General features: G+C 64.8%; 24 protein-coding genes. 11 read left to right on the forward strand and 13 right to left on the reverse strand.

The genetic code is table 11. From position 1 onward, the window contains the following. Nucleotides 1-6: 6 nt before the first annotated feature. From R3E77_14310 to pilG, 5 genes are read right to left on the reverse strand one after another with little or no spacing between them, the layout of a single operon-like run. Nucleotides 7-5,382, reverse strand: a complete 5,376-nt coding sequence (locus tag R3E77_14310; GenBank protein ID MEZ5500581.1) for an Hpt domain-containing protein — start codon at nt 5,380-5,382, stop codon at nt 7-9. 17 nt (nt 5,383-5,399) lie between these two features. Continuing rightward, nucleotides 5,400-7,436: a methyl-accepting chemotaxis protein gene (locus tag R3E77_14315; protein MEZ5500582.1), complete on the reverse strand. Its 2,037-nt coding sequence runs from the start codon at nt 7,434-7,436 to the stop codon at nt 5,400-5,402. A 15-nt stretch (nt 7,437-7,451) separates the two neighbouring features. After that, on the reverse strand, nt 7,452-8,015 hold the full coding sequence (locus R3E77_14320) for a chemotaxis protein CheW (protein MEZ5500583.1): 564 nt from the start codon (nt 8,013-8,015) through the stop codon (nt 7,452-7,454). Nucleotide 8,016: 1 nt separating this feature from the next. Continuing rightward, entirely contained in the window at nt 8,017-8,382 is a 366-nt protein-coding gene (locus tag R3E77_14325; protein ID MEZ5500584.1) for a response regulator, read from the reverse strand. Nucleotides 8,383-8,387: 5 nt separating this feature from the next. Further along, nucleotides 8,388-8,759 carry a twitching motility response regulator PilG gene (gene pilG, locus R3E77_14330; protein MEZ5500585.1) on the reverse strand — a complete coding sequence of 124 codons (372 nt, stop codon included), beginning with the start codon at nt 8,757-8,759 and terminating at the stop codon, nt 8,388-8,390. A 197-nt stretch (nt 8,760-8,956) separates the two neighbouring features. Here pilG and gshB point away from each other — a divergent pair, with 197 nt between their 5' ends. The 6 genes from gshB (at nt 8,957) to R3E77_14360 (ending at nt 13,783) form a co-directional block, all read left to right on the forward strand. Further along, nucleotides 8,957-9,913, forward strand: a complete 957-nt coding sequence (gshB, locus tag R3E77_14335; GenBank protein MEZ5500586.1) for a glutathione synthase — start codon at nt 8,957-8,959, stop codon at nt 9,911-9,913. 63 nt (nt 9,914-9,976) lie between these two features. Continuing rightward, nucleotides 9,977-10,915 (forward strand): TonB family protein, encoded by a 939-nt coding sequence (locus R3E77_14340; protein ID MEZ5500587.1) that lies wholly within the window; start codon nt 9,977-9,979, stop codon nt 10,913-10,915. A gap of 34 nt (nt 10,916-10,949) precedes the next feature. Next, complete coding sequence (locus R3E77_14345; protein ID MEZ5500588.1) at nt 10,950-11,516, forward strand: YqgE/AlgH family protein; 567 nt, start codon at nt 10,950-10,952, stop codon at nt 11,514-11,516. Further along, nucleotides 11,509-11,955 carry a Holliday junction resolvase RuvX gene (gene ruvX, locus R3E77_14350; GenBank protein MEZ5500589.1) on the forward strand — a complete coding sequence of 149 codons (447 nt, stop codon included), beginning with the start codon at nt 11,509-11,511 and terminating at the stop codon, nt 11,953-11,955. Before R3E77_14345 ends, ruvX begins: the two co-directional genes overlap by 8 nt. Further along, nucleotides 11,952-12,911: an aspartate carbamoyltransferase catalytic subunit gene (locus R3E77_14355; GenBank protein MEZ5500590.1), complete on the forward strand. Its 960-nt coding sequence runs from the start codon at nt 11,952-11,954 to the stop codon at nt 12,909-12,911. The genes ruvX and R3E77_14355 overlap by 4 nt, the downstream gene beginning before the upstream one ends. Next, nucleotides 12,908-13,783 (forward strand): dihydroorotate dehydrogenase electron transfer subunit, encoded by an 876-nt coding sequence (locus R3E77_14360; protein MEZ5500591.1) that lies wholly within the window; start codon nt 12,908-12,910, stop codon nt 13,781-13,783. Before R3E77_14355 ends, R3E77_14360 begins: the two co-directional genes overlap by 4 nt. Before the next feature lie 31 nt (nt 13,784-13,814). Here R3E77_14360 and R3E77_14365 read toward each other — a convergent pair whose 3' ends face one another. Continuing rightward, nucleotides 13,815-14,531, reverse strand: a complete 717-nt coding sequence (locus R3E77_14365) for an NAD(P)H-binding protein (GenBank protein MEZ5500592.1) — start codon at nt 14,529-14,531, stop codon at nt 13,815-13,817. Nucleotides 14,532-14,562: 31 nt separating this feature from the next. On the opposite strand from R3E77_14365, the gene R3E77_14370 reads away from it, so the two are divergent. Further along, the gene (locus R3E77_14370) at nt 14,563-14,766 is read left to right on the forward strand and encodes a hypothetical protein (protein MEZ5500593.1); all 204 of its coding nucleotides are present in this window, start codon (nt 14,563-14,565) and stop codon (nt 14,764-14,766) included. A gap of 45 nt (nt 14,767-14,811) precedes the next feature. Here the strand turns inward: R3E77_14370 and R3E77_14375 are convergent, their stop codons facing one another. From R3E77_14375 to R3E77_14385, 3 genes are read right to left on the reverse strand one after another with little or no spacing between them, the layout of a single operon-like run. Further along, nucleotides 14,812-15,939 (reverse strand): PilT/PilU family type 4a pilus ATPase, encoded by a 1,128-nt coding sequence (locus R3E77_14375; GenBank protein ID MEZ5500594.1) that lies wholly within the window; start codon nt 15,937-15,939, stop codon nt 14,812-14,814. Beyond that, complete coding sequence (locus R3E77_14380) at nt 15,936-17,090, reverse strand: PilT/PilU family type 4a pilus ATPase (GenBank protein ID MEZ5500595.1); 1,155 nt, start codon at nt 17,088-17,090, stop codon at nt 15,936-15,938. Before R3E77_14380 ends, R3E77_14375 begins: the two co-directional genes overlap by 4 nt. Before the next feature lie 12 nt (nt 17,091-17,102). Continuing rightward, a complete protein-coding gene (locus tag R3E77_14385; protein ID MEZ5500596.1) occupies nt 17,103-18,137 on the reverse strand; it encodes a type IV pilus twitching motility protein PilT in 1,035 nt (344 codons plus the stop codon). Between the two features lie 60 nt (nt 18,138-18,197). Between R3E77_14385 and R3E77_14390 the strand changes: the two genes are divergently transcribed. From R3E77_14390 to R3E77_14405, 4 genes are all read left to right on the forward strand, one after another. Beyond that, nucleotides 18,198-18,899, forward strand: coding sequence for a YggS family pyridoxal phosphate-dependent enzyme (locus tag R3E77_14390; GenBank protein MEZ5500597.1), 702 nt, complete (start codon nt 18,198-18,200; stop codon nt 18,897-18,899). A gap of 28 nt (nt 18,900-18,927) precedes the next feature. Further along, on the forward strand, nt 18,928-19,749 hold the full coding sequence (gene proC, locus R3E77_14395; protein ID MEZ5500598.1) for a pyrroline-5-carboxylate reductase: 822 nt from the start codon (nt 18,928-18,930) through the stop codon (nt 19,747-19,749). Nucleotides 19,750-19,762: 13 nt separating this feature from the next. Beyond that, a complete protein-coding gene (locus R3E77_14400) occupies nt 19,763-20,293 on the forward strand; it encodes a YggT family protein (GenBank protein ID MEZ5500599.1) in 531 nt (176 codons plus the stop codon). A 253-nt stretch (nt 20,294-20,546) separates the two neighbouring features. Then, a complete protein-coding gene (locus R3E77_14405; GenBank protein ID MEZ5500600.1) occupies nt 20,547-20,855 on the forward strand; it encodes an HU family DNA-binding protein in 309 nt (102 codons plus the stop codon). A gap of 61 nt (nt 20,856-20,916) precedes the next feature. On the opposite strand, the gene R3E77_14410 is transcribed toward R3E77_14405, so the two are convergent. The 4 genes from R3E77_14410 to msrB are packed head-to-tail and all read right to left on the reverse strand — an operon-like array spanning nt 20,917 to nt 23,730. Next, a complete protein-coding gene (locus R3E77_14410; protein MEZ5500601.1) occupies nt 20,917-21,564 on the reverse strand; it encodes an alpha/beta fold hydrolase in 648 nt (215 codons plus the stop codon). Continuing rightward, nucleotides 21,561-22,850, reverse strand: coding sequence for an amidohydrolase family protein (locus R3E77_14415; protein ID MEZ5500602.1), 1,290 nt, complete (start codon nt 22,848-22,850; stop codon nt 21,561-21,563). The genes R3E77_14410 and R3E77_14415 overlap by 4 nt, the downstream gene beginning before the upstream one ends. Before the next feature lie 32 nt (nt 22,851-22,882). Then, on the reverse strand, nt 22,883-23,329 hold the full coding sequence (locus R3E77_14420; protein MEZ5500603.1) for an FKBP-type peptidyl-prolyl cis-trans isomerase: 447 nt from the start codon (nt 23,327-23,329) through the stop codon (nt 22,883-22,885). Further along, nucleotides 23,326-23,730: a peptide-methionine (R)-S-oxide reductase MsrB gene (msrB, locus tag R3E77_14425; GenBank protein MEZ5500604.1), complete on the reverse strand. Its 405-nt coding sequence runs from the start codon at nt 23,728-23,730 to the stop codon at nt 23,326-23,328. Before msrB ends, R3E77_14420 begins: the two co-directional genes overlap by 4 nt. Nucleotides 23,731-23,737: the final 7 nt, after the last annotated feature.

Here is a 23,737-nt window from a genome sequence, read left to right on the forward strand (position 1 = left end):
CTCCCGCTAGCCCTGCTGCCCGGCGGTTACGCCAGCCGCTGAGTCGTGACGGCGGCTCACCAATGGCTCGATCGCCTCGAGCAGCTGCGCTTCCTGATACGGTTTGCCGAGGTAGTCATCGACACCGAGCTCGATCGCCCGCGCGCGGTGCTTCTCGCCCACCCGCGATGTAATCATGATGATCGGGATCTTCTTCAGGCGCGCATCGTTACGCACATGCGCAGCGACTTCATAGCCGTCCATGCGCGGCATTTCGATGTCGAGCAGTATGATGTCGGGCACGTGCTCGGCGAGCACGGCGACCGCGTCCATGCCATCGCGCGCGGTCATGACGCGCATGCCATTGCGTTCGAGTAGGCGTTGCGTCACGCGGCGCACGGTGATCGAATCGTCGACCACCAGCGCGAAGGTACGACGGTCGACCTTGTCTCGCGCAACGGGCGCCTGGCCGCGCATGCGCCATTCGCTGCGCAGCAGCGTGCCGATGTCGAGGATCACGACGATACGGCCGTCGCCCAGGATGGTCGCGCCGGAAATTCCACGGATCGCGGCGATCTGCGGACCGACGCTCTTGACGACGATCTCGCGGCTGCCGATGAGTTCCTCGGCGACGATGCCGGTCGAATGATCGCCGGCGCGCACCATGACCACCGGAATGGTCGCATCCTGGTCCGGCAGCGGCGCAGGCTCGAGCCCCACCAGCGTTGCCAGTTGCTGCAGCCGATAGGTCTGGCCGTTGAATTCGAAACTTGCCTGCTCATCCGCCAGGCGTCGCGCCAGGTCGTCCTTCGACAGGCGCACCACGCCCTCGACGGTCGGCAGTGGCAAGGCATAGAGTTCATCGCCCGCACGGACGACCAGCGCATGGCTGATGGCGAGGGTGAACGGCAGACGGATCGTGAACCTGACGCCTTCGCCCGCCTTTGATTCGACCTGCAGCGAGCCGCCGAGCTTCTTGAGCTCCGTGGCAACCACATCCATGCCGACGCCGCGTCCGGCGTGCTGGGTCACCGTACTCGCGGTGGAGAATCCCGGCTCCAGGATCAGCTGGATGGCATCGCCATCACTCAGCTGCTGGCCGGCGCGCACCATGCCCATGCGCTGCGCTTTCTCGCGCACCGCACCGAGGTCGATGCCGGCACCATCATCGACGATATCGACGATCACTTCGGCGCCTTCCCGACGCAGGGCAACCGCAATGCGGCCCGTTTCGGGTTTGCCGCGCGCGCGCCGTTGCTCGGGCAGTTCGATGCCGTGCACCACGGCGTTGCGCAGGATGTGCTCGAACGGCGGCAACATGCGCTCGAGCACCTGGCGGTCGAGTTCGCCCGCTGCGCCTTCGATATGAAGTTCAGCGCGCTTGCCGGTGTCGGTAGCGGCCTGGCGCACGATACGTGACAGGCGCTGCACGTGACGCTGGAAAGGCACCATGCGGGTGCGCATCAGGCCGTTCTGTAATTCGGTTACGACGCGCGCCTGCTGCTGCAGCAGGTTCATGGTATCGGAAGTGAGCGACTCCAGGAGTCCCTGGATGCTTGCCACGTCGCTGGCCGTCTCGGCGAGTGCGCGGGAGAATTGCTGGATGGCGGAGTATCGATCGAGTTCCAGCGGGTCGAAGTCGCTGCGTTTGGCACTGTCCTGTTCGTGGCGGTGCAGGATCTGCTTCTCGGTTTCGATCTCGAGCTTGCGCAGCTGCTCCTTGAGGCGCGTGACCGTTCGCGACAGTTCGCCGAGGTTGAAATTCATCGCGCCGAGCTGCTGCTCGAGACGACTGCGCCCGATACTCACCTCGCCGGCATTGTTCAGCAGCTGATCGAGCAATATGGCGTCGACGCGCGCCATTTCGGCGCGCTCGCCGCCGGCGGCGGGTTCGCGTCCGGGCGGCAGCGGTGCGGGGGCTGCGAGCTTTTCGGCAGGCAGCTCCTGGCCCGCATCGGGCTGCGGCATGGCTTCGTTCAACACCGCGAAGTCGAAGGCGGAATCCGGTTCGAGCGCTTTGGCGGCGACGAAGGTTGCCGCGGGATCGAATTCGGGTTCGGGTTCGGGTTCGGGTACGGCTTCGACCGGCTGCGCAGGCGATGCTGACCTGGCGGTTGGCGGCTCCTGCGGATGCGCAGGCGTTTCGACCGGCTTTGCCACGCTCGCCACGGGCGCGAGCTTGGGCGCCTCGCTCCGGCCGCTGACCGCCGCGCGAACACGGCGCAGCAGGTCCACGTTGGCGGCGGGCGCGACACCGTTGGCAACGTGCTCGCGCATACGCGCGAGTTCATCGAGCGACTGCTGCAGCAACTGGCGCGTCGATGCATCGAACAAGGTTGCCCCGGATTCGGCGCGGCCGATGAGGGTCTCCAGCTCGTGGCTGAGGTCACCCATGGAGGTGAGGCCGGCCATGCGCGCGCCACCTTTCAGGGTGTGCAATGGGCGCTTGAGGCCCGCGAGTGCATCGAGAGAGCCGTCATCGCCAAAACGGTGCAGCGCCGACTCGGCCGCTTCCAGCAACTCGGTGGCTTCCTCGGCGAAAATTGCGGCCACCTCCGGATCGAAGTCGGCGGCCGGCGCCGCCTGGGCCGCCGCTTCCTCCTGGGAGGCGCGCTCGTTCTGTGCGGCAAGCTCGGTGAGCCGTGCGTCGAGTTCCGACTCGGCCTTAGAGATGCGCTGGCGCAATTGGTCGTGGTCGCGGAAATAACCGCTGGGTTCGTCCGGATGAGTCGCGATGTCTTCCATCGCATCCATGCACTTGTCGATCAGGTCGACCTCTGCATCGGACAGGGATTGTTCGTTCTCGTGGGCCTTGCGCAGCCAGCGCTCGAGGGGCACGGCGAGTTGCGTGCCGTGACGCGCCTCGGCGGCGCGCGAACTTCCCGACAGAGTGTGGCAGGCGCGATAGACCTCGTCGGTGACACGGTGCGGCGCGCGGCTCTCGCGGGCCGCGCTCACGAAGCTTCGGACGCTCCTGATATGGGCCCCGACCTCACGGGCGTAGATGTCCCACAGGGAGCCATCCGCCGCCGCGGGCGCCGCCGGCGCGCTCGGTGTCACCGTGCCATCATTCGCAGGAATCTGCGTCGCGGCGACGGTCATGGTTCCGGCGCGTGTTTCACTCTCGGCCGCACTCGGCGCAATTTCGTCCCGACCCGCCGCGAGCGCGTGGGCACGTGCGATGAGCGCGGTTGCCGAAATCCGGGACGGGCCGCCCGATTCGAGATCATCGACCATGCGCGGCGCCAACGCGACGGCCTCGCGAATGGTGTCGAGAATCTGTCGCGTGCGGCTCAGGGTGTTGTCGATCAGCCGGTTCAGCAGGTTCTCGATTGCCCAGGCAAACTCGGCGAGTTCGCGCGCACCGACCATGCGGCCGCTGCCCTTCAGCGTATGGAAGGAACGGCGCACGACCAGCAGCGCATCGTGCTCGAGCGGATTGTTCTCCCAGACCGGGAACTCGCTGCTGATCTTCTCGACTTCCTCGCGCGCCTCCTCGACGAAGATAGCGAGCAGCTCGGGGTCGACGTCGGCCACGGCCGGCTGGGTCGTGACATGTGCGGCAAGCACCGGGGGCTCGACCTGTGGCTCGGCCGTCGCGGTGAGCTCGGCGATGGTGGCGTCGTCGGAGTCGCGCGGCGGCTCGATGACGACGGTGCGCGGGTAGGTCTCCTCGCCCATCGGCGGCACGGTCGGCACGACCTGATCGGGTTCGGCGGCGATTGCGTCGAGGCATCGCTGCGCGTTGTCGAGCATGTACCAGGGGTCTTTGCGCCCTGCCTGCAGTGTCTCGAGATAGTACTCGAGACTGACAATCGAATCGGCCAGGCGATCGAGGTACTGCGGCGGCAGCGCGGCGCCGCCCGGGCGCATGACGCGCTTCAGGCCTTCGGTCAGGCCGTCAACGATATCGACTGCCCGCGACTTGCCCAGGATCAGTAGCGCTGCCTTCAGGCCACGCACCAGCGCGGGCCAGGCGTCGAGACTTGCCACATCGAGCGTGCCGCGCACATTCTGCGCGACCGCTTCCTTGATACGCGCGAGATTGACGATGCACTCGCGCATGACCGCGGCCTGCACGGCCTGGAATTCGTTGTCGCCACCGGCGGTGTCGGGTACCGGTGCGCCGCCCGAACGCGGCACGATCATGCCGACGAGATCGGCATCGAGCCGATCTTCGACATGGATGAGCGCCGAGGCGACTTCCACCAGGGCGGCGTCCGTGACCGGCAGGCGCCCCTCGGCCATCGCCGAAAGACGCTCGATTTCGCCCTGGATGCGTTCTCGCAGGCCGCCGAGCCCGAGCACGCCCAGCGTGTCGCCAATCTTGCGCAGCATCTCGACCTGCGGGCCGAGTTCATCGGGCTTGCCGGTGCTGCGGCGGACGAAGATGTCGAGGACATCCTTGACCTTGCCCAGGTCCTCGCGAATCGCCGCAGCAACCGTGTGCATCAGCTTGACGCTCGGCGCAGAGAGATTTTCGCGCTCCTCTTCGATGGACTGGTCGACCGGCAGCAGTTCCGTCAAACGGAAGGACGCGCGCACGGCGGACACCTGCGGGCCGTTGCTGGTCGTACGAGCCACGTAATAAAGCAGGTTGTTGAGCAGTTCGATGGGCGGCGAACGCGCATAGGCGGTCTCGCCAATTTCATAGAGCCGCTTGATTTCACGGTCGGCGAGACCCAGCAAGCGCTTGATCGAGACGCCGCCATCGAGGCCACGTTCGCGCAGGGCCTCGAGTACGGCCCCGACGACCCACCACAGCTGGAACACTTCCTGCTGCGTGGCGACCTGTTCGAGCTTGCGCGCGACGCTCGCAAGGATATTGAGGTTCTGGTCGATACGCTCGCCGCGTATCCATCCGATCAGTCCGACCTGGAACTGCGCGCGCAGCCGCCTGGACCACTGCTCCACCGACAGCGACGGGCGTCCGGGCTCCGGAGCCTGTGGCGTCGCTTGTTGCTCGGACTTGAGGTTGAGCAGGAGCAGCGTGCCTTCCGACAACAATGGGCTGCCACGAACGGCGCGCAAATCGTTGAGCAGCGGCAGGAGCACCAACGCGAGGTCGCGCCCGCCGGCAAGCACACGCTCGATGTAGGCCGGCAGCTGCACGATGGCGCGCATCAATGCATCGAGGCTCTCTGCCTGGTTCTTCTGCTCAGAGGACTTGCTGAGCAGGTAGCGCGCCACCTGCTCCATCTCCTCGGCGAGCAAGGCGGCGCCGTAGATCTCGAGCACACGCAGCACGCCCTGTGCCTGATGGATGTCCTCGACGCATCGCTCGAGGAGCGAGGTGTTCTCCGGTTGCTCGATGAAGTTCTCGAGCGCGTTGCGCGCCTCGCCAACGGTTGCGGCGAGCTCACGGCCAACGAGATCGAGTGTTTGTGATGAGACTTCAGACATGAATGGGATCCGCGGGCCTAACGAGCCGTCGCATCGCGCACCTTGGGCTCGCCTGCCTTGGCAAAATCAGGAGCCGGCACGTTGATCGTCTGCGACTTGAGTTCCTCGCCCTCGGGCAGTTTGAATCCCGATACCGACATGCGCAAAGCTCCAGCGAGTTCGGCGAGCTTGGCGATCGCAAGCGAGGTGGCATTCGTCGAACGCGTCGACTGTGCGCTGATGTCCTTCAGGGCCTGCATGCTGCGCGCGACATTCTGCGCGCCGCTCGCCTGGCGCCTGGAGCTGCCAGAGATGTTCTGCACGAGATTGGCGATCTGATTCGACACCTGCTCGATTTCATCGAGTGCAGCGCCGGCATTCTCCGCGAGCAGTGCGCCGCCGACCACGTCGGTGGTGCTGCGCTCCATCGATACCACCGCTTCGTTGGTGTCGGTCTGGATCGTGCGCACCAGCACTTCGATCTGCTTCGTGGCATTGGCGGCGCGCTCGGCGAGGCGCTGCACCTCGTCGGCAACCACTGCGAATCCCCGGCCCGCTTCGCCCGCCATCGATGCCTGTATGGAGGCATTCAACGCGAGAATATTGGTCTGTTCGGCGATGTCGTTGATCAGTTCGACGATGTTGCCGATCTCCTGCGAGCTCTCGCCAAGGCGCTTGATGCGCTTGCTCGTCTCCTGGATGGTCTCGCGTATGGTGTTCATGCCATCGATGGTGCGGCGCACCGCATCGCCACCCTTGTGCGCGACATCGACTGAATGTCGGGCGACGTCGGCAGCGCGCTCGGCATTGCCGGAGATCTCTTCGGTCGAACTCGCCATGGCGCCAGCCGACTCGGTCGCCGATGTGATCTGCTGCGCCTGTGCGGCCGAGGCCTTGGCGAGCTGCTGTGCGAGCGACTGTGTCTGCCGGGTCGCGCCGTCGAGCTGCACGGCGGAACGATTGATCGTGGTGACCAGTCCACGCAGGGCGTCGATCGCATAGTTGATCGAATCGGCAATCGCGCCGGTAATGTCCTCGGTAACCGTCGCCTGCACGGTAAGGTCGCCGTCGGCAAGGCTCGACAGCTCATCCAGCAGGCGCAGGATCGCCTCCTGGTTGCGATCGGTGTCGCGCCGCTGCACGACGCTCTGCAGTCGCTGCCGGCGCGCATCCGCGGCCAATTGCATGAGCTTCACCAACAGCCAGGCGAGCGGCAGCAGGACGGCAAGCGCCAGCGCAATGGGCCACCAGCCGGCCTGACCGCCACGCTGCGGCATGCTGCCGATCAGATCCGTCGCGAGATCGACCACCCGGGCGCTCGCGGTCTGCGCAGCCGGCAATGCCGGCGCCGCCGACACGGCTTCGCGGATGCTCTTGTTGAGGCGGTCATAAACAGACTGCAGTGCCTGCAAGCGCTGTTCCGCCGCCTGGCCGCTCGCGCGCGGCAGGCCGAGCGTCGAGTCGCGCCCGGCAAGGCCGGCGATCACCTGCCCCATGTAGTCGCTGCTCTCGGCGAGCGACTGGGCCGCCTGTGTCGTGCCGCTGCCCGAGACCAATGCCTGCAGGTCGACCTTGAGGCGCTGCGCGCGCAGTTCGAATCGTTCGAGCGGCCGCTTGAGCCCCTCAAGATCGGCACCGGTAAATCCACCAGCGAGCACGCCGAGCTGTTCAAGTATCTGCGGCACGAGTTGCTGCGCATCCTGCACGGCGGCGCCCAGCACCTGATTTGCCTGGTCCGCCTTGGCGACCAGGTCGGCATTGGCGAGCAGCTGCTCGAGCCGCCCGTCACGTGCCCATGCCGATGCCGCATCCTGCTGCGCCAATTGCCGAAGGCGCACGGCACCGTCGGCCACCGACTTGCTCGCATCCTTGTCGCCGCGCACGGCCCGGGCGGCAGCCACCGCCAGTTCGTTGACTGTCGCCTGCGCCGGGCCATTGCCCTGCGGCAGCAGCGTGAAATAGGCGAACACACCAGCCGCCGCCACGGCAAGGAGCGCCGCGAGCGCGACCAGCCAGGTCAGGCGTTTGATCAGGCGCGCCGAGTCGGCGACGTTATTGGCGCTGGCATTAGTCATGGCAGGTCGTTTCCATCAAGCCGCCGCATCCTGAAATGCCGAGCTCTCGACCAGCGAACGCAGGCTGAGCACCGGCCAGACCTCCTGGCCGCGGCGGAACGAGCCGGCCAGATACTGCTCGCAGCGCACGACCGTCGGCGGCGCATCGGCACTGAATTCGCCATCGGTGAAGCGCCGAAATCCGAGTACTTCCTCCACCATCAGCCCGGCCGGCACATCGCGATGATTGACGACCAGGACCCGTGTATTGCGCGTGACGGGCGTGACGCCGCTGCCGAGGAACTGGCGCAGGTCGAGCAGCGGCAGCAACTGGCCGCGGATGTTCGCGAGCCCCTTGACCCAGCTCTTGGCGCCCGGCACGCGCGTGACGTGGCTCGGCAGGCTCAGAACCTCGCGGGTCTCCTCGCGAGCGACCAGATACAACTCGCCCGCCATGCGCAGCGCGACGCCGACCCATTCGCGTTGCTCGGGATTTTCCTTGGCGACGGCCGCAGTGAGTTCGCGGCCACGCCGGTCGAGCTCCGAGAGCAATTCGAATGGGCGGTCGCGAAGACTCTTGAGGTTGCTTTGCTCCGACATGTCAGGCGGCGAGTGTCGCTTGGGCCTTGGCGACCAGCTCATCCGGTGAGACGGGTTTGACCATGTAGTCGACGGCACCCTGGCGCAGGCCCCAGATCTTGTCCGTCTCCTGGCCCTTGGAGGTCACCATGACGATCGGTATGCCGCGCGTCGCCGGATCGTTCGCCAGCATGCGGGTCGCCTGGTAGCCATTCATGCCCGGCATGACGATGTCCATGAATATGAGGTCCGGGCTCATCTGCTTTGCCAGGCGCACGCCCTCGGAACCGTCGGCCGCAACGGCCGTGCGAAAGCCATGGCGCTCCAGCGCCTTTTGCATCACGTGCACTTCGGTGGGAGAGTCGTCGATGATCAGTATGAGCGGCACGGCAGTCAGGCCCCGATATGGATGTCAATCGCGCTGAGCAGTTCGTCCTTTGTAAATGGCTTGGTGAGATAATGCTCCGAACCGACGATGCGCCCGCGCGCACGATCGAACAAACCGTCTTTGGACGAGAGCATGATAACCGGGGTCGACTTGAAAACTTTGTTGTGCTTGATCAGCGAACAAGTCTGGTAGCCATCGAGACGCGGCATCATGATGTCCACGAACACGATATCCGGCTGATGGTCGGCGATCTTGGCCAACGCATCGAACCCGTCCACGGCGGTTATGACCTGACAGCCTTCCTTGGTCAGCAGCGTTTCCGCTGTCCTGCGTATGGTCTTGCTGTCATCGATGACAAGGACTTTGAGCCCCTGCAGCCTAGAGTTGCCTGCACTCAATTCCACGCTGCTCCTCGCAATCTGTTGCAATGCGACCCGATCTGGCATGACCGCCGCGAAATCCGCGGCGGTGCATTACCTGCTAATGTCGTGCCTTTTAACATATCGGTATGGCCCCCGCTATGCCACCTGCATCACGTTTTTGATTCCGCATCTGCTCATCTTGGGGATTTCTGATGGCCCACACGTTTCGCCTGGCAGTCGTGATGGATCCGATTCAACAGATTGCCTACAAGAAGGATTCGACCCTGGCCATGCTGCTGGCCGCCGCGCAGCGGGGTTTCGAACTGCATTACCTCGAAATGAGCGATCTGCGGCTGCGCAACGGCGAGGCTTTCGGCAGTGCCCGGCCGCTCGAGGTGCGCGCCGATCCGGCGCGCTGGTTCACCCTGGGTGAGGCCCGCGAATGGCCGCTCGGTGAATTCCCGGTCATCCTGATGCGCAAGGACCCGCCCTTCGACATGGAGTACATCTACTCCACTTATATACTCGAGCGTGCGGAGCAGGCGGGCAGTCTCGTGGTCAATCGCCCGCGCGGCCTGCGCGATTACAACGAGAAACTCGCGATCGCGCGCTACCCCGACTGCTGCACCGATACGCTGGTCACACGCAGCCTCGCCGACCTCGACGTATTCCTGCGCGAGCACGATCGCATCGTGGTCAAGCCGCTCGACGGCATGGGCGGACGCTCCATTTTCGTACTCGACGCCAGCGACAAGAATCGCAACGTCATCTTCGAGACCCTGACCAGTTACGGCAGCCGCTACTGCATGGCCCAGCGGTATCTGCCCGAAATCGTCACGACGGGCGACAGCCGCATCCTGCTGATCGACGGTGAGCCCGTGCCCTATGCGCTGGCGCGCATCCCCTCGGCCGCCGACAATCGCGGCAACCTCGCGGCGGGCGCCAAGGGCGTCGGCCGTGAGTTGAACGCGCGCGACCGGCAGCTGGCCGCGCGCATCGGCCCGGACCTGCGCGAGGAGGGGATGTTGTTCGTCGGCCTCGATGTAATCGGTGGTTTTGTCACCGAAATCAACGTGACGAGCCCGACCGGTATACGCGAGCTCGATGCCCAGTTCGGTACCGATATCGCTGGCACACTGATCGACGCCATTCAGCGACGGCTTGGCTGAGCCGGTTCTGCGACGCAGGCCGGCCGCCATGGGCGAGCGATTCGCTATCATCGGCCGGTCAACATGCTGAACCCCGCCTCAATCGTTCGCTCAGGTATTGCCCGTCACGCCGTCGCGTCGGTAAGCGATCGGCTGGCGAGCATGGTCTTCCTCGCGACGCTGCTGCACGGCATGTTGATCGTGGGCGTGACATTTTCGAGCGCCGGCGATCGCGGCCAATCCGCGCCGGGCCTCGAAGTGCTGCTGGTGACCAGCGAACTTCCGGCAGTACCCGAAAATGACAGCGCCGAATATCTCGCGCAGCGTTCGCAACTCGGTTCCGGCACGGCAGCCGAGGAAAGTCGCGCGCAGATCCACGCGCCGGCTGCGCCCGCAGGCGGCGCCCGCCGCTCGAGCGATGCGCGCCCGGGCGAAGCCGCCGACGTTGCCGGCAGTGCCGAGCAGGTGCTTGCCACCCAGGGACAAAGTGGCGACGTGCTCTACCTCGCGAACATCAGCGCCGGCAGCGCGGCAAGCGCCGCTGACGCGGCAATGCTCGACGGCGAATCGAGCCAGACGCGGCCGAGCGATGAGCCCGATGAGATCGCGCTGCGTGGCGAACGCCAGGATGAGTTGTGGATAACACCGAATACGCGCGAATCCGCGCTCGCGCCCTATCTGGACGGCTGGCGCCAGCGCATGGAACAGCTCGGTACCGTCAATTTTCCCGCCATCGCGCGCAACGCGCAGGCGACGACCAATCCCGTACTCGAGGTCGCGATCAACGCGGACGGGAGCCTGCGCGAGGCCAAGGTGCAAAAGAGCAGCGGTTCGAGCGAACTCGACGCCGCGGCGCTCGCCATCCTGCGCCTTGGCAATCCATTCGCGGCCTTTCCGCCCGATCTGCGCGAGCGCTATGCGTCGCTTCGTTTCGCTTATGAATGGCGCTTCGAGGCCGGCGGTGCCCGCCGCGGCACGGTGCGGGCGAATCCCGACCAGCCGGCCGACCCCGAAACGGACTGACGGCGAGGCCCCGCAGGCGGTAAAATATTTTGCAATGAGCACTTCGGGGAGCCTCGCGAACCAACTGCTTGTGGCCATGCCACAACTGGCGGATCCGAATTTCTCCCAGTCGGTCACCCTCATCTGTGACCATAGCCCCGACCAGGGCGCACTCGGCATCGTCGTCAACCGCCCCCTCAGTATGAGCATGCGCGAGGTTTTCGCGCAGCTCAAAGTCGAGTGCACCGACGACAACCGCAGCGAGCTGCCGGTGCTGCTCGGCGGGCCGGTGCAACAGGATCGCGGCTTCGTGATCCATCGCCCCGGCGGCGAATGGGATGCAAGCCATAGTGTCTCGCCCGACATCCAGATCACGACCTCGCGGGATATCCTCGCCGCCATCGCAACCGGCCAGGGTCCACGCGATGCGTTCCTCGCACTCGGCTACGCGGGCTGGCAGGCCGGGCAGCTCGAGCGCGAAATGCTCGACAATGCCTGGATCTGCGCGCCGGTCGATGCGCGCGTCCTTTTCGACCTGCCCTATGCCGAGCGCTGGTCTGCCTCCTGGCGATTGCTCGGCATCGATCCGCTGCGCATGTCGCTGCAGCATGGTCATGCCTGACGGCGGCCGGGTCGTCATCGCCTTCGACGTCGGGAAAAAACGCATCGGCATTGCCGCCGGCAATACCGTGACCAGCACGGCAACCGAACGCAGCACCGTCGCGGTCGGTCAACAGGGCCCGGACTGGACGGCCATCGACGCGGCGGTGCGCGACATCGCACCCGCGCTGGCCGTCATCGGCCTGCCCTACAATGTCGACGGCACACCCGGCCGGCTGGCGCCGCTTGCGGCGGCCTTCGGTGCCGAGTTCGAACGGCGCTACGGCCTGCCGGTCGAATACGTCGATGAGCGCTACAGCTCGGCCATTGCCACCGAAGAGCTCAGCGCCGCGCGCGCCCGAGGCCAGATGCGTCGCCGCGTGCGCAGAGAGGACATCGACAGGATCGCGGCCCGGATCGTGCTCGAACGCTGGTTGAACGGAGCAGGCAGGAAATCATGATCGAACAACTCGACAGTCGCGGAGGACTGCACCACCTGATAACGCTGGAGGGATTGCCGCGTGCCCTGGTCGGGCAATTGCTGGACAGCGCGCAGCGCTACGTGGTCGAGCCGGGCGCGCGCTACGGCAGTTTCGACAGGCTGCGCGGGTTTACCGTCGCGAATCTGTTCACCGAGCCGTCGACGCGCACCAGGGTTTCGTTCGAACTCGCCGCCAAGCGCCTCGGCGCAGAGGTCGTCAATCTCGAAGTGCAACTGTCCTCGCGCGTCAAGGGCGAGAGCATGCTCGACACGATCTACACGCTCGAAGCGCTCAATGTCGATGTACTGGTCATGCGCGACTCGGAGGCCAACGTGCCTGATCTGGTCGCCGCGAATGTGTCGGCGCATGTGAGCGTACTGTCGGGTGGCGCCGGCAGCGCGGCCCATCCGACCCAGGGCCTGCTCGATGCCCTGACGATACGCCAGCGCAAACCGCAGTTCGAGCGACTGCGGGTGGTGATCGTCGGCGACCTGCGCCACTCGCGGGTCGCACGCTCGGCGTTTCACGCCCTCGGCATCATGGGCACGACGGACATCCGAATCGTCGCCCCGGAAGCACTCATGCCCGATGACAGCGAGTTCGCAGGTTGTGAGCGCTTCGTCGATTTCGACGCCGGTATCGCCGATGCGGATGTCATCATGATGCTGCGCATCCAGAAAGAGCGCATGGCGCAGGCGCAGATGCCGGATGCCGACCGCTATTTCGCAGAATACGGCCTTGATCAGCGTCGCCTCGCGCTCGCCAGGGCGGACGCGATGGTCATGCATCCGCAACCCATGAACCGCGGCATAGAAATATCCTCCGAAGTCGCCGACGGCGCGCAATCGGCGATTCGCGCCCAGGTGCAAAATGGCATCGCCGTGCGTATGGCCGTGCTCGATGCCGTCACGGCTGCGGCCCGGGGCGAGCGATGAGCCAGGCCGCGCGCGGCACGATCGCGCTCGAAGCCGGACGGGTGCTCGCGCAGGAGGCGCATCCGGCCGGGCAGTATGTGCTGCGCATCGCGGCGCCGGTGTGCGCGGCGCGGGCAACCGCCGGAAGTTTCGTTCATCTGCAATGCGCTGCCGACCTGCCGATGCGCCGGCCACTGTCGATCTATCGCCGCGATACCGATGCGGGCTGGATCGAAGTGCTCTACAAGGTCGTCGGCGAAGGAACGGCAGCGCTCGCACAACGGCGCAATGGCGAGTCCTTGAGCGTGCTCGGACCCATCGGTCGCGGCTTCACGCCTGTCGCCGGCCGACCCCGGGCGCTGCTGCTCGGTGGCGGCGTTGGCATTCCGCCGCTCGTGTTCCTCGCGCTGCAACTGCGCAAGGACGATCCGCGATCACGGCCGCTGGCCATCTTCGGCTCGGAAATTCCTTTTCCATTCGAGCTTGCCGCCGCGCCGCGGGCAGTCGCGTTCATGCCGGCGACAGCCACCGCAGGCATGACGCTCCTCGAAGACGCGGGTGTCGATGTCCGGCTGGCAAGTCGCGCCGGCATCACCGGCTGTTTCGATGGTTTTGTCACCGATCTGGCGCGCCTGTGGCTCGAAGCGCAGGAGGGCGCGCCGCTGCGCGATCTCGCGGTCTATGCCTGCGGCCCGCACGGCATGCTCGAGGCCGTTGCGGCGCTTTGCCGCGAATTCAACCTGCCTTGCCAGGTGTCGCTCGAGGAATACATGGCCTGCGCGGTAGGCGGCTGCGCCGGTTGCACGGTGCGGGTGCAGACCGACGCGGGTCCGGCGATGAAACGGGTGTGCGTGGATGGGCCCGTGTTCGAGGCGCAGACCGTATTCGGCTGATTGCGCGGCAGCAGCTGCCGCCCGAGGCGCCTCAGCGCGACAGGTCGAGGCTCTCGTCGACCGCGGCGAACGTCTGGTTGCGACAGGCCGGGTCGTCGATGCAATCGACCGTGAGCTGCGCGAGGTCCTCGCGAGTGACGGCCCCAAGTACACTGCGATCCTGCGTGAGATGGGCGCGATGCGTCGCGCGCATGCGCTCTGGCGCGACGATGCCGGTGCGGATGATGAGGTAATCGAGCCCACTCGCCTTCAGGTCCTCTTCAGCGCGGAAGCGTTCCGCATGCGCTTCGCGGGTCCGCTCGAGCGCTTCGGCCGAATAGGCCCTGGCGCTGTCGCCAACGCCGACGGAACTCAGAAAAACCAGCTTGGCAACGCCGTGTTTCCGGGCGGCCGCCGTCATTGCCATTTGCGATCGGTCCCAGAAACCCTGCTGGTTGCCGCGCCCGCCGATGGCATTGATGATCACCCGTGGCCTCGCGGTGGCGACTGCGTTGTCGACGTCCGGGGCATTCGTGGCATCGCCCACCACGAAGTTCACTGCAAGGCCTGCAAGGCGCGCCCGATCGGAATTCGGACGTGCGAACACGGTGACAGGTTCGCCCCGCGCGAGGAGCCGCGCCACGATCAGCGAGCCTGTGCGGCCCGTACCACCAAAGACCAGTACGCCGCTGTTGACAGCCTGGGGCGCTCGCGCACCTGCACAGGCGGTCAGCAACAGTGCGAGGAGAATCCACTGCGGACGCTTCATCGGGCGACTCCAAAAGCGCTATAATCGAGTGGTGAAATTTATCATCACCCTGCTGCTTTGGTTCGTTCTGCTGGCACTGTCGTGGCCGCTCGCGATCGCCGTCGCCATACTGTGGCCATTGGTCTGGCTGCTGGCGCTGCCCTTTCGCGTAGCGGGTATTGCCGTGTCGGCCGTGCTCGGCCTCGTACGGGCGCTGCTCTTCCTGCCAGCTCGCCTCCTCGGCCAGCGCGGCTAACAACTCCCGGCCAGATCCCGCGCGCACGGCCCGGGGTGCTCGTGTTCAACCGAAGTTGATCTTCGCCTCGAGGTTTGCGCGCGAATCGGCGTTGGCGAGGGCTTCTTCCATTTCGATCCGGCCCTGCTTCACGTGCTCGTAGAGCGCCATGTCGAAACTCTGGATGCCCTTCTCCGTGCTGACCCGGATGGCTTCCTTGATGCTGGTTACATCGCCCTTGCGTACGAGCTCGGAGATGTGGGGCGTGTTGAGCATCACCTCGACGGCGGCGCAACGCCGCCCGTCGCGGCCAAGCACCAGCCGCTGCGCGAGTATTGCCCGCAGGTACTGCGACAGGTCCAGAAAGATCTGGTTGTGCTGATCGCGCGGAAACATGTTGATGATGCGATCGAGCGTCTCGGCGCAGTTGTTGGCATGCAGTGTCGACAACACCAGATGGCCCGTACCCGCCAGGTTGAGCGCCGCCTCCATGGTCTCGCGGTCGCGAATCTCGCCGATCACGATCACATCCGGCGCGGCGCGCATGACGCCGCGCAAGGCGCGCGCGAAGCTGCGCGTATCGAGGCCGACTTCGCGCTGGTTCACGATGGAGCGCTTGTTGGTGTGGAGGAATTCGATCGGATCCTCGATGGTCACGATGTGATCCGACAGGTTTTCATTGCGATGGTTGATCATCGCGGCGATCGAAGTGGACTTGCCGCTGCCGGTTGCGCCGACCATCAGCACCAGGCCGCGCTTGCGCAGCGACAGGTCGGTAAAGACCTGTGGCAGGTCGAGTTGCGCAAGCTTCGGCGTTTCGGCGGCGATGTAACGCAGCACCATCGCCGGCACGCCGCGCTGGTAGAAGATATGCACCCGGAAGCGGCCGAGGCCGGCCTCGGAGATCGCGAAGTCGATTTCCATTTCACGCTGGAACTGCTCGAGCTGCTCGGGATTCATCAAGCCGAAAGCGGCCTGCCGCACCGTATCCGGTGTCAGCACCTGCTTGTTGATCGGCATGATCTCGCCTTCGATCTTGATCTTGATCGGCGCGTTCGAGGTGAAGAAGAGGTCGGAGGCCTTGCGCTCGACCATCAGCTTGAAAAGTGGCTTGGTATTGAGCTGGGCGGCGCGTCCGTCGCCACCGTTGCGCATTTCCACGGCTTCCGTCACGGCATTCATATCGTTCGTCAAATGACCCTGCCTGATTCCTCTTCGACCAGGTGCAACGAGCCACCGTCGTCGAGGTTCTTGATTTCACGCTTGCTCTCGAGCTTCACCCGCAACCGCAGCTCGTTCTTCGAGTCGGCATTGCGCAGCGCATCTTCGTAGGAGATGTAGCCTGCCTCGTACAGTTCGAAAAGTGACTGGTCGAAGGTACGCATGCCCATGCGCGTCGAGCGCGACATGACTTCCTTGATCTTCGCGACCTCGCCTTTGAAGATCAGGTCCTGAATGAGGGGGGAATTCAGCATGATCTCCATGGCGGCGATCCGGCCCGTACCGGACTCGCGCGGAATCAGGCGCTGTGACACGAGGGCGCGGATATTGAGCGACATGTCCATGAGCAACTGTTCGCGGCGCTCATCGGGGAAGAAGTTGATGACGCGATCGAGCGCCTGGTTGGAGCTGTTCGCGTGGAGCGTCGCGAGCACCAGGTGGCCGGTCTCGGCGAACTGAATGCCGTACTCCATGGTCTCGCGATCACGAATCTCGCCGATGAGGATGACATCGGGTGCCTGTCGCAGGGTGTTCTTGAGGGCGTTGTGCCACGAATCGGTGTCGACGCCCACTTCGCGGTGGGTGATGACGCAGCCCTTGTGCTGGTGCACGTACTCGACCGGATCCTCGATCGTGACGATGTGCCCGCGCGTCTTGTCGTTGCGGTAGCCGACCATGGTTGCAAGCGTCGTCGACTTGCCCGAACCGGTGCCGCCGACCACGATCACGAGGCCGCGCTTGGTCAGCACGACTTCCTTCAGGATGGGCGGCAGGTCCAGTTCCTCGAAGCTCGGGATCTTGGCGTTGATCAGGCGAATGACGCAGCCGGCATGGCCCTGCTGCACGAAGGCGCTGACACGAAAACGGCCGATGCCGGGAGGCGCGATGGCGAAATTGCACTCGCGGGTGGCGTCGAATTCCTTCGACTGCCTGTCGTTCATGATCGATCGCACGAGCACGGCCGACTGCTCCGGCGTCAGTGCGCGCTCGCTCTGTGGCCGTACCTCGCCATCGATCTTGATGGCGGGGGGAAATCCTGCGGTGACGAACAGGTCGGACGCCTTCTTGTCGACGACGCGACGCAGCAGATCCTGCATCAGTTTGATGGCTTGCTCACGATCCATGCCGAACCCCTGTTACACCGAGTCTTTGTGTTGCGCCTTGTAGCGCGCCTCTTCCTTGCTTACGACGCCTTTCGCAACCATTTCCTGCAGACACTGGTCGAGCGTCTGCATGCCCTGCGCCTGGCCGGTCTGTATGGATGAATACATTTGCGCAATCTTTCCCTCGCGAATGAGATTGCGGATCGCCGGCGTGCCGATCATGATCTCGTGCGCGGCGACGCGCCCGCCGCCATTGCGCTTGAGCAAGGTCTGCGAAATCACAGCGCGGAGCGATTCGGAGAGCATCGAGCGCACCATTTCCTTCTCGGCGGCGGGGAAAACGTCGACCACGCGGTCGATCGTCTTGGCGGCGGAACTCGTGTGCAGGGTACCGAACACAAGATGACCCGTTTCGGCCGCGGTGAGCGCCAGGCGTATGGTCTCGAGATCGCGCATTTCGCCGACCAGGATGATGTCCGGGTCTTCGCGCAGCGCCGATCGCAGCGCCTCGCTGAACCCGAGCGTATCGCGATGCACCTCGCGCTGGTTGATCAGGCAGCGGCGCGACTCGTGCACGAATTCGATGGGATCTTCGATGGTGATGATATGGTCCGGGCGGTTGTCATTGCAGTGATTGAGCATCCCCGCAAGAGTGGTCGACTTGCCCGAACCGGTCGGCCCGGTGACCAGCACGAGACCGCGCGGCAGCATGCACAGGTCGCGAAACACCTTCGGCGCCGCCAGGTCATCCAGCGACAGGATGTTAGAAGGAATGTTGCGGAAAACCGCCCCGGCACCGCGATTCTGGTTGAAGGCGTTGACGCGAAAGCGCGCGAGCTTCGGGATCTCGAAGGAAAAATCCGTCTCGAAGAACTCCTCAAAAGCCTTGCGCTGCTTGTCGTTCATGATGTCATACACCATGCTGTGCACTTCCTTGTGGGACAGTGACGGCATGTTGATGCGCTTCATATCGCCATCCACGCGAATCATCGGCGGCATACCGGCCGAGAGGTGCAGATCCGAAGCATTACTCTTGACGGCAAAGGCGAGCAATTGCGCGATATCGATGGACATGCGGGCTCCTGGGAAAAAGCCGGAGCAGTATAGCGAAGGGTCAGGGGCTCCAATATGTTAGGTGGTCCGCAGAATTGGGTCTCGGGGTACGAAACCACGCGCCGGCGTATCGCTGCTGCCGCCGAACGCCATGGCCGGACTGTCGATTCGATCACGTTGCTGGGCGTCAGCAAGGGCCAACCGGCGGCCGCCATTGCCGCGCTCGCGCAGCTCGGCCTGTGGGATATTGGCGAGAACTACCTGCAGGAGGCGCTCGAGAAAATGGCCAGTGTCGGTGAACGCGACCTCACCTGGCATTTCATTGGTCATCTGCAGAGCAACAAGACGCGCGTCGTCGCCGAGCGCTTCCATTGGGTACATGCCGTCGACCGGCTGAAGATCGCCGAGCGACTGTCGGCCCAGCGGCCGTTCCATGGCGCGCCGCTCAATGTCTGCCTGCATGTGAACATCGCCGCCGAACCGGGCAAGGGCGGTGTCGCGCCCGCCGAGCTCGAGCCGCTGGCTGCCGCGGTGGCGCAGCTGCCCCGGCTGCGGCTGCGCGGCCTGATGTGCCTGCCGCCTGCCGAGACCTCGTTCGATCGCCAGCGGCACTGGTTCGATGCCACCCGCGCACTCTACGATGCGCTGAATGCGAAGGGCATGAAACTCGACACCCTGTCGATGGGCATGAGCGCCGACCTCGAAGCGGCGATCGCCGCCGGCGCCACCATCGTGCGCGTCGGCACGGCATTGTTCGGTCCGCGCCCTGCGGCCTGATGCGCCCCATTGCAGATAGAATATGCGCATGACCCATCCATCTGTCAGTTTGATCGGTGGCGGCAACATGGGCCGCGCAATCGCCGCTGGTCTGATCAAGGACGGCTGGCCGCTCGAGCGACTTCGCATTATCGAGAAAGATGCCGAGCAGTCGGCGCGGCTGCAGGCCGAACTTGGAATCGAAGTCGCAGCTCAGCTGACCCGACCGAGCGACGTGCTGATCCTCGCAGTCAAACCGCAGGACAGCCACGCCACGGTCGCGCGGCTCGCAGCCCGTATGTCCCCTGGCGAGCGGCCGCTGCTGCTGTCGATTGCGGCGGGGATTACGACCTTGCAATTGCGCGACTGGACGGGCGGACATTGCGATGTGGTGCGCGCCATGCCGAACCGAGCGGCGACACTCGCCGAGTCGGCCACGGCGTTGTTCGCCGAATCGGGCACGGGCGGAGCGCAACGCGATCTTGCCGAGCGGTGCATGGCCGCCATCGGCGCAACCGTCTGGGTGGCCAACGAAACCGACCTCGATAGCGTGACGGCGCTCTCGGGCAGCGGCCCGGCGTATTTCCTGTTGCTCGCCGAGGCGATGATCGACACAGCCGTCGAACTTGGCCTGCCGCGCGATGTGGCAGCGCGTCTTTGCCGCCAGACGCTGCGTGGCACCGCGCTCCTTGCCGATGCAGATGGCGATCTCGCGGCGTTGCGCGCATCGGTGACCTCCAAGGGCGGCACGACGGCGGCGGCGCTTGCGAGTTTCTCTGCGGGGCATTTCGATCAGATCGTCGCCGCGGCAATGCATGCGGCTGCGGCACGCAGCCGCGAACTCGCGGCGGCGGCGACCACCACGCGCTGATAGAGTACAAAGAATGCTGGAAGCACTGCGTTTTCTCGTCGGATCGGTCGCACAGCTGGTGCTGTTCGTGTTCATGCTGCGCCTGGTGTTGCAGTTTGCACGTGCCGATTTCCGCAATCCCCTTGCCCAGGCGGTCATGCGCCTCACCAACTGGTTGATCATGCCGCTGCGGCGCGCATTGCCGCCAATCGGTCGCATCGATACCGCCTCGGTCGTAGCCGTTCTGCTGGCAAGTGCGGCAACCGTGGCGCTCGAATTCGCGATGCGCGCGGGGCTCCCGGTTGCGCCCTGGCTGTGGGCGCGGCTCATCGTGCAACAGATCGTCGTGCTGCTGTTGTGGATCGCATTCGGGGCGATACTGCTGTATGCCCTGCTGTCCCTCATCGCACCAGGCGTACCCTCACCCTTCGGCTCATTGCTGGCATCGATTGCCGAACCGGTCCTGCGTCCGATACGCCGGATCATTCCGCCGCTGGCCGGTCTCGACCTCTCGCCGCTCGTTGCACTGCTGTTGATTCAGGCCCTGCTGATTGTCTTTCGTTGAACTCGATGTGCGCGAGTCCCTTTGCAAGACATCGACTTACGACACAGTCCGCATCAAGAATCGAATTCACCGGCACATGCGGATCCGCGCCGTCTGTTAGCGAATGGCGACAGCCGCGTCGCGCCATAGACGGTTTCGGCCTATAAAACAAGGCATTTCCGCGCGGCTTCGCATGTGTTATGTTGCGCGCCGATTCATCAACGGCGGTGTGAGCCGCCTTTTCACGGACCAAACCTGCTAGGAGAATCCACACATGGCATCAAGCGGCGCACCGACCAAATCCGACATTCTCAATTCCATTTCCAATGACACGGGCCTGTCCCGTAAACAGGTCGGATCGGTTTTCGATTCGCTGAACGGTGTTGTCAAGAAGAGCTTGCGCTCGCATGGCCTGTTCACCATGCCTGGCCTTCTGAAAATGAAGGTCGTCAAGAAGCCGGCCACCAAGGCTCGCGAAGGCGTCAACCCCTTCACGGGCGAAAAGATGATGTACAAGGCAAAGCCTGCCTCCAAGAAAGTGCGCGTATTGCCGCTGAAGAACCTCAAGCAGATGGTCAACTGATCGCTGCAAGGCAATTACTTCAAGATCATGAAGCCCGGCCGGCCGCAGTGCCGCCCGGGCTTCAGTTTTTCTGGACGAAATCGACGACCGCCTGGCGCAGCTCGGTCAGTCGACCATGGAAGAAATGCGAGGCGCCTTCGAGCCACCGGCATTCTGGCGGATGCGCCTGCGCCTGTGCCCAGCTGCGCATCTCCTGCCAGTCGATGAGCTCATCCGCCGTGCCCATAAGCAACAACCAGGGTATGGCGGGCGCGGCGAAGGTCTCGGCACCGAACCTGCTGACCGCTGGCGCCACGGTGATCAATACTTGCGCATCGGCCTCGGCGGCGGCCGCGAGCGCGACATAACCGCCGAAGGAGAAACCCGCCAGCACCAGCGCGGCACCGGCGAACCGCTCGCGGCCATGGCGGATGACCGCCAGTGCATCCTGGGTCTCGCCCCGTCCTTCATCGAATACCCCGGCACTCGCACCGACACCGCGAAAGTTGAAGCGCAGCACCGGTATGCCGGCGTCATTGAGCGCCCGGGCGAGCATGTGCGCAACCTTGTTGGTCATGGTCCCGCCATGCAGGGGATGGGGATGGCACACCACGGCAAAACGCGACGCTGCGGCCGTCTCGCTGAGCGGGTTCTCGAGCAGCGCCTCGATCGGGCCGGCGGGCCCCGCGACGGTGAGCGCCTGGGGCCTGGGTGGCGCAGCGCGGCTCACGGTGACTTGTAGACCTGCCCCGCTTTCATCACGAAGCGCACGCGTTCGAGCAGGGTGATGTCATCGAGCGGATTTCCGGCGACGGCGATCAGGTCGGCAAACTTGCCGGGCTCGATCGTGCCAAGATCCTTGTCGACACCGAGGAACACTGCCGGCACGACCGTGCTGCTGCGAATTGCCTCGATGGGCGGCATGCCGCCGTCGACCATGAACTTGAACTCGCGCGCATTCCCGCCGTGTGCCGAGACGCCCGTGTCCGTTCCGAACATGATCTTCACGCCGCTCTTGTAGGCCTTGGCGAATGTGCCCTGGATCTGCGGCCCGATCGCGAGCGCCTTCGGGCGCACCAGCGCCGGGAAGAAGCCCTCATCCTGCGCGCGATCGTAAACCCACCAGCCGGCCGTGATCGTAGGCACGTAGTAGGTCCCGCGCTCCTTCATCAGGCGCCGGCCCTCCTCGTCCATGAAGGTGCCATGCTCGATGCTGTCAACGCCGGCGCGTACTGCGCGCTTGATGCCCTCCGCGCCATGCGCATGCGCGGCGACCGTGAAGCCGTAGTCGCGCGCCGTGGTTACGATGGCGCGGATTTCCTCCTCGCTGAACTGCGGGTTCTGGCCATTGCGTGCCACCGACAGCACGCCGCCGGTCGCCGTGATCTTGATGACATCCGATCCATCCTTGTAACGCTGCCTCACCGCAGCCGCCGCCTCGGCGAGGCCATTGACCACGCCGTCGCGAGGACCTGGATCGCCCTGCAGGTGGCCGGCCCAGCCGTTGGTCGGATCGGCGTGCCCGCCGGTGGTGGCGATCGCCTTGCCCGCCGCAAAGATGCGTGGACCCTCGACCTTGCCCGCATTGATCGCATCGCGCAGCGCCAGGCTCGCCAGAAAGGTGTCGCCCAGATCACGCACCAGGGTGAAACCTGCCAGCAATGTGCGCTTCGCATTGACGACGCCGTCGATCGCGACATCGGTGCCGTTCAGCTTGAACTGATCGAGTTCGGAGGATTTTCGATACTCGCTGGTGATATGCACGTGCATGTCGGCAAGACCGGGCAATACCGTCATGCCGGACAGATCGATCAACTGGTCACCGGGCCCGGCGGGACGCAGGCCATCGCTGACGGACACGATCCGCCCGTCTTCGATCACGATGGTCTGCCGCTCACGGACACGATCGTCCTTCATGGCGAGCACACGACCTGCGTGTATCAACGTCGCCGCCTTGGCGATCGACGTGGCGATGAGCGCGCCCGCGAGTGCGAGCGACATCAGGATTGCGCGCATCAGTCTCCCCTTTGCGCCGATGATGGGACGGATTACTTGATGGCCAGCAATTCGACGTCGAACACCAGGGTGGCGCCCGGTGGTATCACGCCGCCTGCGCCGCGCGCGCCATAGCCGAGTTCGGGCGGTATCACCAGTCGTCGCTTGCCGCCGGCGCGCATGCCCGCGACGCCCTGGTCCCAACCGGCGATCACCTGGCCTGCGCCGATGCGAAATTCGAACGGCTGGTTGCGATCGAGGGAGCTGTCGAACTTGCGCCCCTTTTGCTCAGGCGCGCCCTCGGCGTAGAGCCAGCCGGAATAATGCACCTGTGCTGTTTGTCCTGCCTCGATGGCGGCGCCTTTGCCCGGCGTGATTTCGGTTATCTGCACTTGACTTGTACTCCCAGGGTCGACGGCGGGTGGCGGTGGTACCTCGTCCTGCCCGCAACCCGACAACAATGCGATCGCCACGACCGCCCAAATCGCGCCAGCTTTCATGTTTCCTGTCCTTCCTTCTGCGACGCAAAATCGAGTGAAGCGGAATTGATGCAATAGCGCAAACCCGTCGGCTGCGGCCCGTCCTCGAAGACATGGCCGAGATGCGCGCCGCACCCGGCGCACAATACTTCGGTGCGTACCATGCCGTGGCTGGCATCGCGCACCTCGCGCACGCGATCGCCTGCCAGCGGCCGGAAGAAGCTCGGCCAACCGGAACCCGAGTCGTATTTGCACTTTGATGCGAACAGTTCGGCCCCGCAACAGACACAACGATAGGTGCCGCTGTCCTTGTTATAGGTGTAGCTGCCGGTGAAAGGCCGTTCCGTGCCCTTGTTCTGGGTCACCTCGTATTGCAGCGGCGTCAGGCGGCTGCGCAGCTCGCTGTCATCGGGCTTGCTCATCGGGCGA

This window comes from Steroidobacteraceae bacterium (assembly GCA_041395505.1).
GTDB lineage: Bacteria > Pseudomonadota > Gammaproteobacteria > Steroidobacterales > Steroidobacteraceae > JAWLAG01.

What these genes read in the sequence shown, in the direction of transcription:
- R3E77_14310 (MEZ5500581.1), bottom strand. Translation starts at nt 5,382, where the DNA reads ATGTCTGAAGTCTCATCACAAACACTCGATCTCGTTGGCCGTGAGCTC.
- R3E77_14405 (MEZ5500600.1), top strand. Translation starts at nt 20,547, where the DNA reads ATGGCATCAAGCGGCGCACCGACCAAATCCGACATTCTCAATTCCATT.
- R3E77_14415 (MEZ5500602.1), bottom strand. Translation starts at nt 22,850, where the DNA reads ATGCGCGCAATCCTGATGTCGCTCGCACTCGCGGGCGCGCTCATCGCC.
- R3E77_14320 (MEZ5500583.1), bottom strand. Translation starts at nt 8,015, where the DNA reads ATGTCGGAGCAAAGCAACCTCAAGAGTCTTCGCGACCGCCCATTCGAA.
- proC (MEZ5500598.1), top strand. Translation starts at nt 18,928, where the DNA reads ATGACCCATCCATCTGTCAGTTTGATCGGTGGCGGCAACATGGGCCGC.
- R3E77_14365 (MEZ5500592.1), bottom strand. Translation starts at nt 14,531, where the DNA reads ATGAAGCGTCCGCAGTGGATTCTCCTCGCACTGTTGCTGACCGCCTGT.
- R3E77_14315 (MEZ5500582.1), bottom strand. Translation starts at nt 7,436, where the DNA reads ATGACTAATGCCAGCGCCAATAACGTCGCCGACTCGGCGCGCCTGATC.
- R3E77_14390 (MEZ5500597.1), top strand. Translation starts at nt 18,198, where the DNA reads ATGTTAGGTGGTCCGCAGAATTGGGTCTCGGGGTACGAAACCACGCGC.
- R3E77_14400 (MEZ5500599.1), top strand. Translation starts at nt 19,763, where the DNA reads ATGCTGGAAGCACTGCGTTTTCTCGTCGGATCGGTCGCACAGCTGGTG.
- R3E77_14360 (MEZ5500591.1), top strand. Translation starts at nt 12,908, where the DNA reads ATGAGCCAGGCCGCGCGCGGCACGATCGCGCTCGAAGCCGGACGGGTG.
- R3E77_14355 (MEZ5500590.1), top strand. Translation starts at nt 11,952, where the DNA reads ATGATCGAACAACTCGACAGTCGCGGAGGACTGCACCACCTGATAACG.
- R3E77_14380 (MEZ5500595.1), bottom strand. Translation starts at nt 17,090, where the DNA reads ATGGATCGTGAGCAAGCCATCAAACTGATGCAGGATCTGCTGCGTCGC.
- ruvX (MEZ5500589.1), top strand. Translation starts at nt 11,509, where the DNA reads ATGCCTGACGGCGGCCGGGTCGTCATCGCCTTCGACGTCGGGAAAAAA.
- R3E77_14420 (MEZ5500603.1), bottom strand. Translation starts at nt 23,329, where the DNA reads ATGAAAGCTGGCGCGATTTGGGCGGTCGTGGCGATCGCATTGTTGTCG.
- R3E77_14345 (MEZ5500588.1), top strand. Translation starts at nt 10,950, where the DNA reads ATGAGCACTTCGGGGAGCCTCGCGAACCAACTGCTTGTGGCCATGCCA.
- R3E77_14340 (MEZ5500587.1), top strand. Translation starts at nt 9,977, where the DNA reads ATGCTGAACCCCGCCTCAATCGTTCGCTCAGGTATTGCCCGTCACGCC.
- msrB (MEZ5500604.1), bottom strand. Translation starts at nt 23,730, where the DNA reads ATGAGCAAGCCCGATGACAGCGAGCTGCGCAGCCGCCTGACGCCGCTG.
- gshB (MEZ5500586.1), top strand. Translation starts at nt 8,957, where the DNA reads ATGGCCCACACGTTTCGCCTGGCAGTCGTGATGGATCCGATTCAACAG.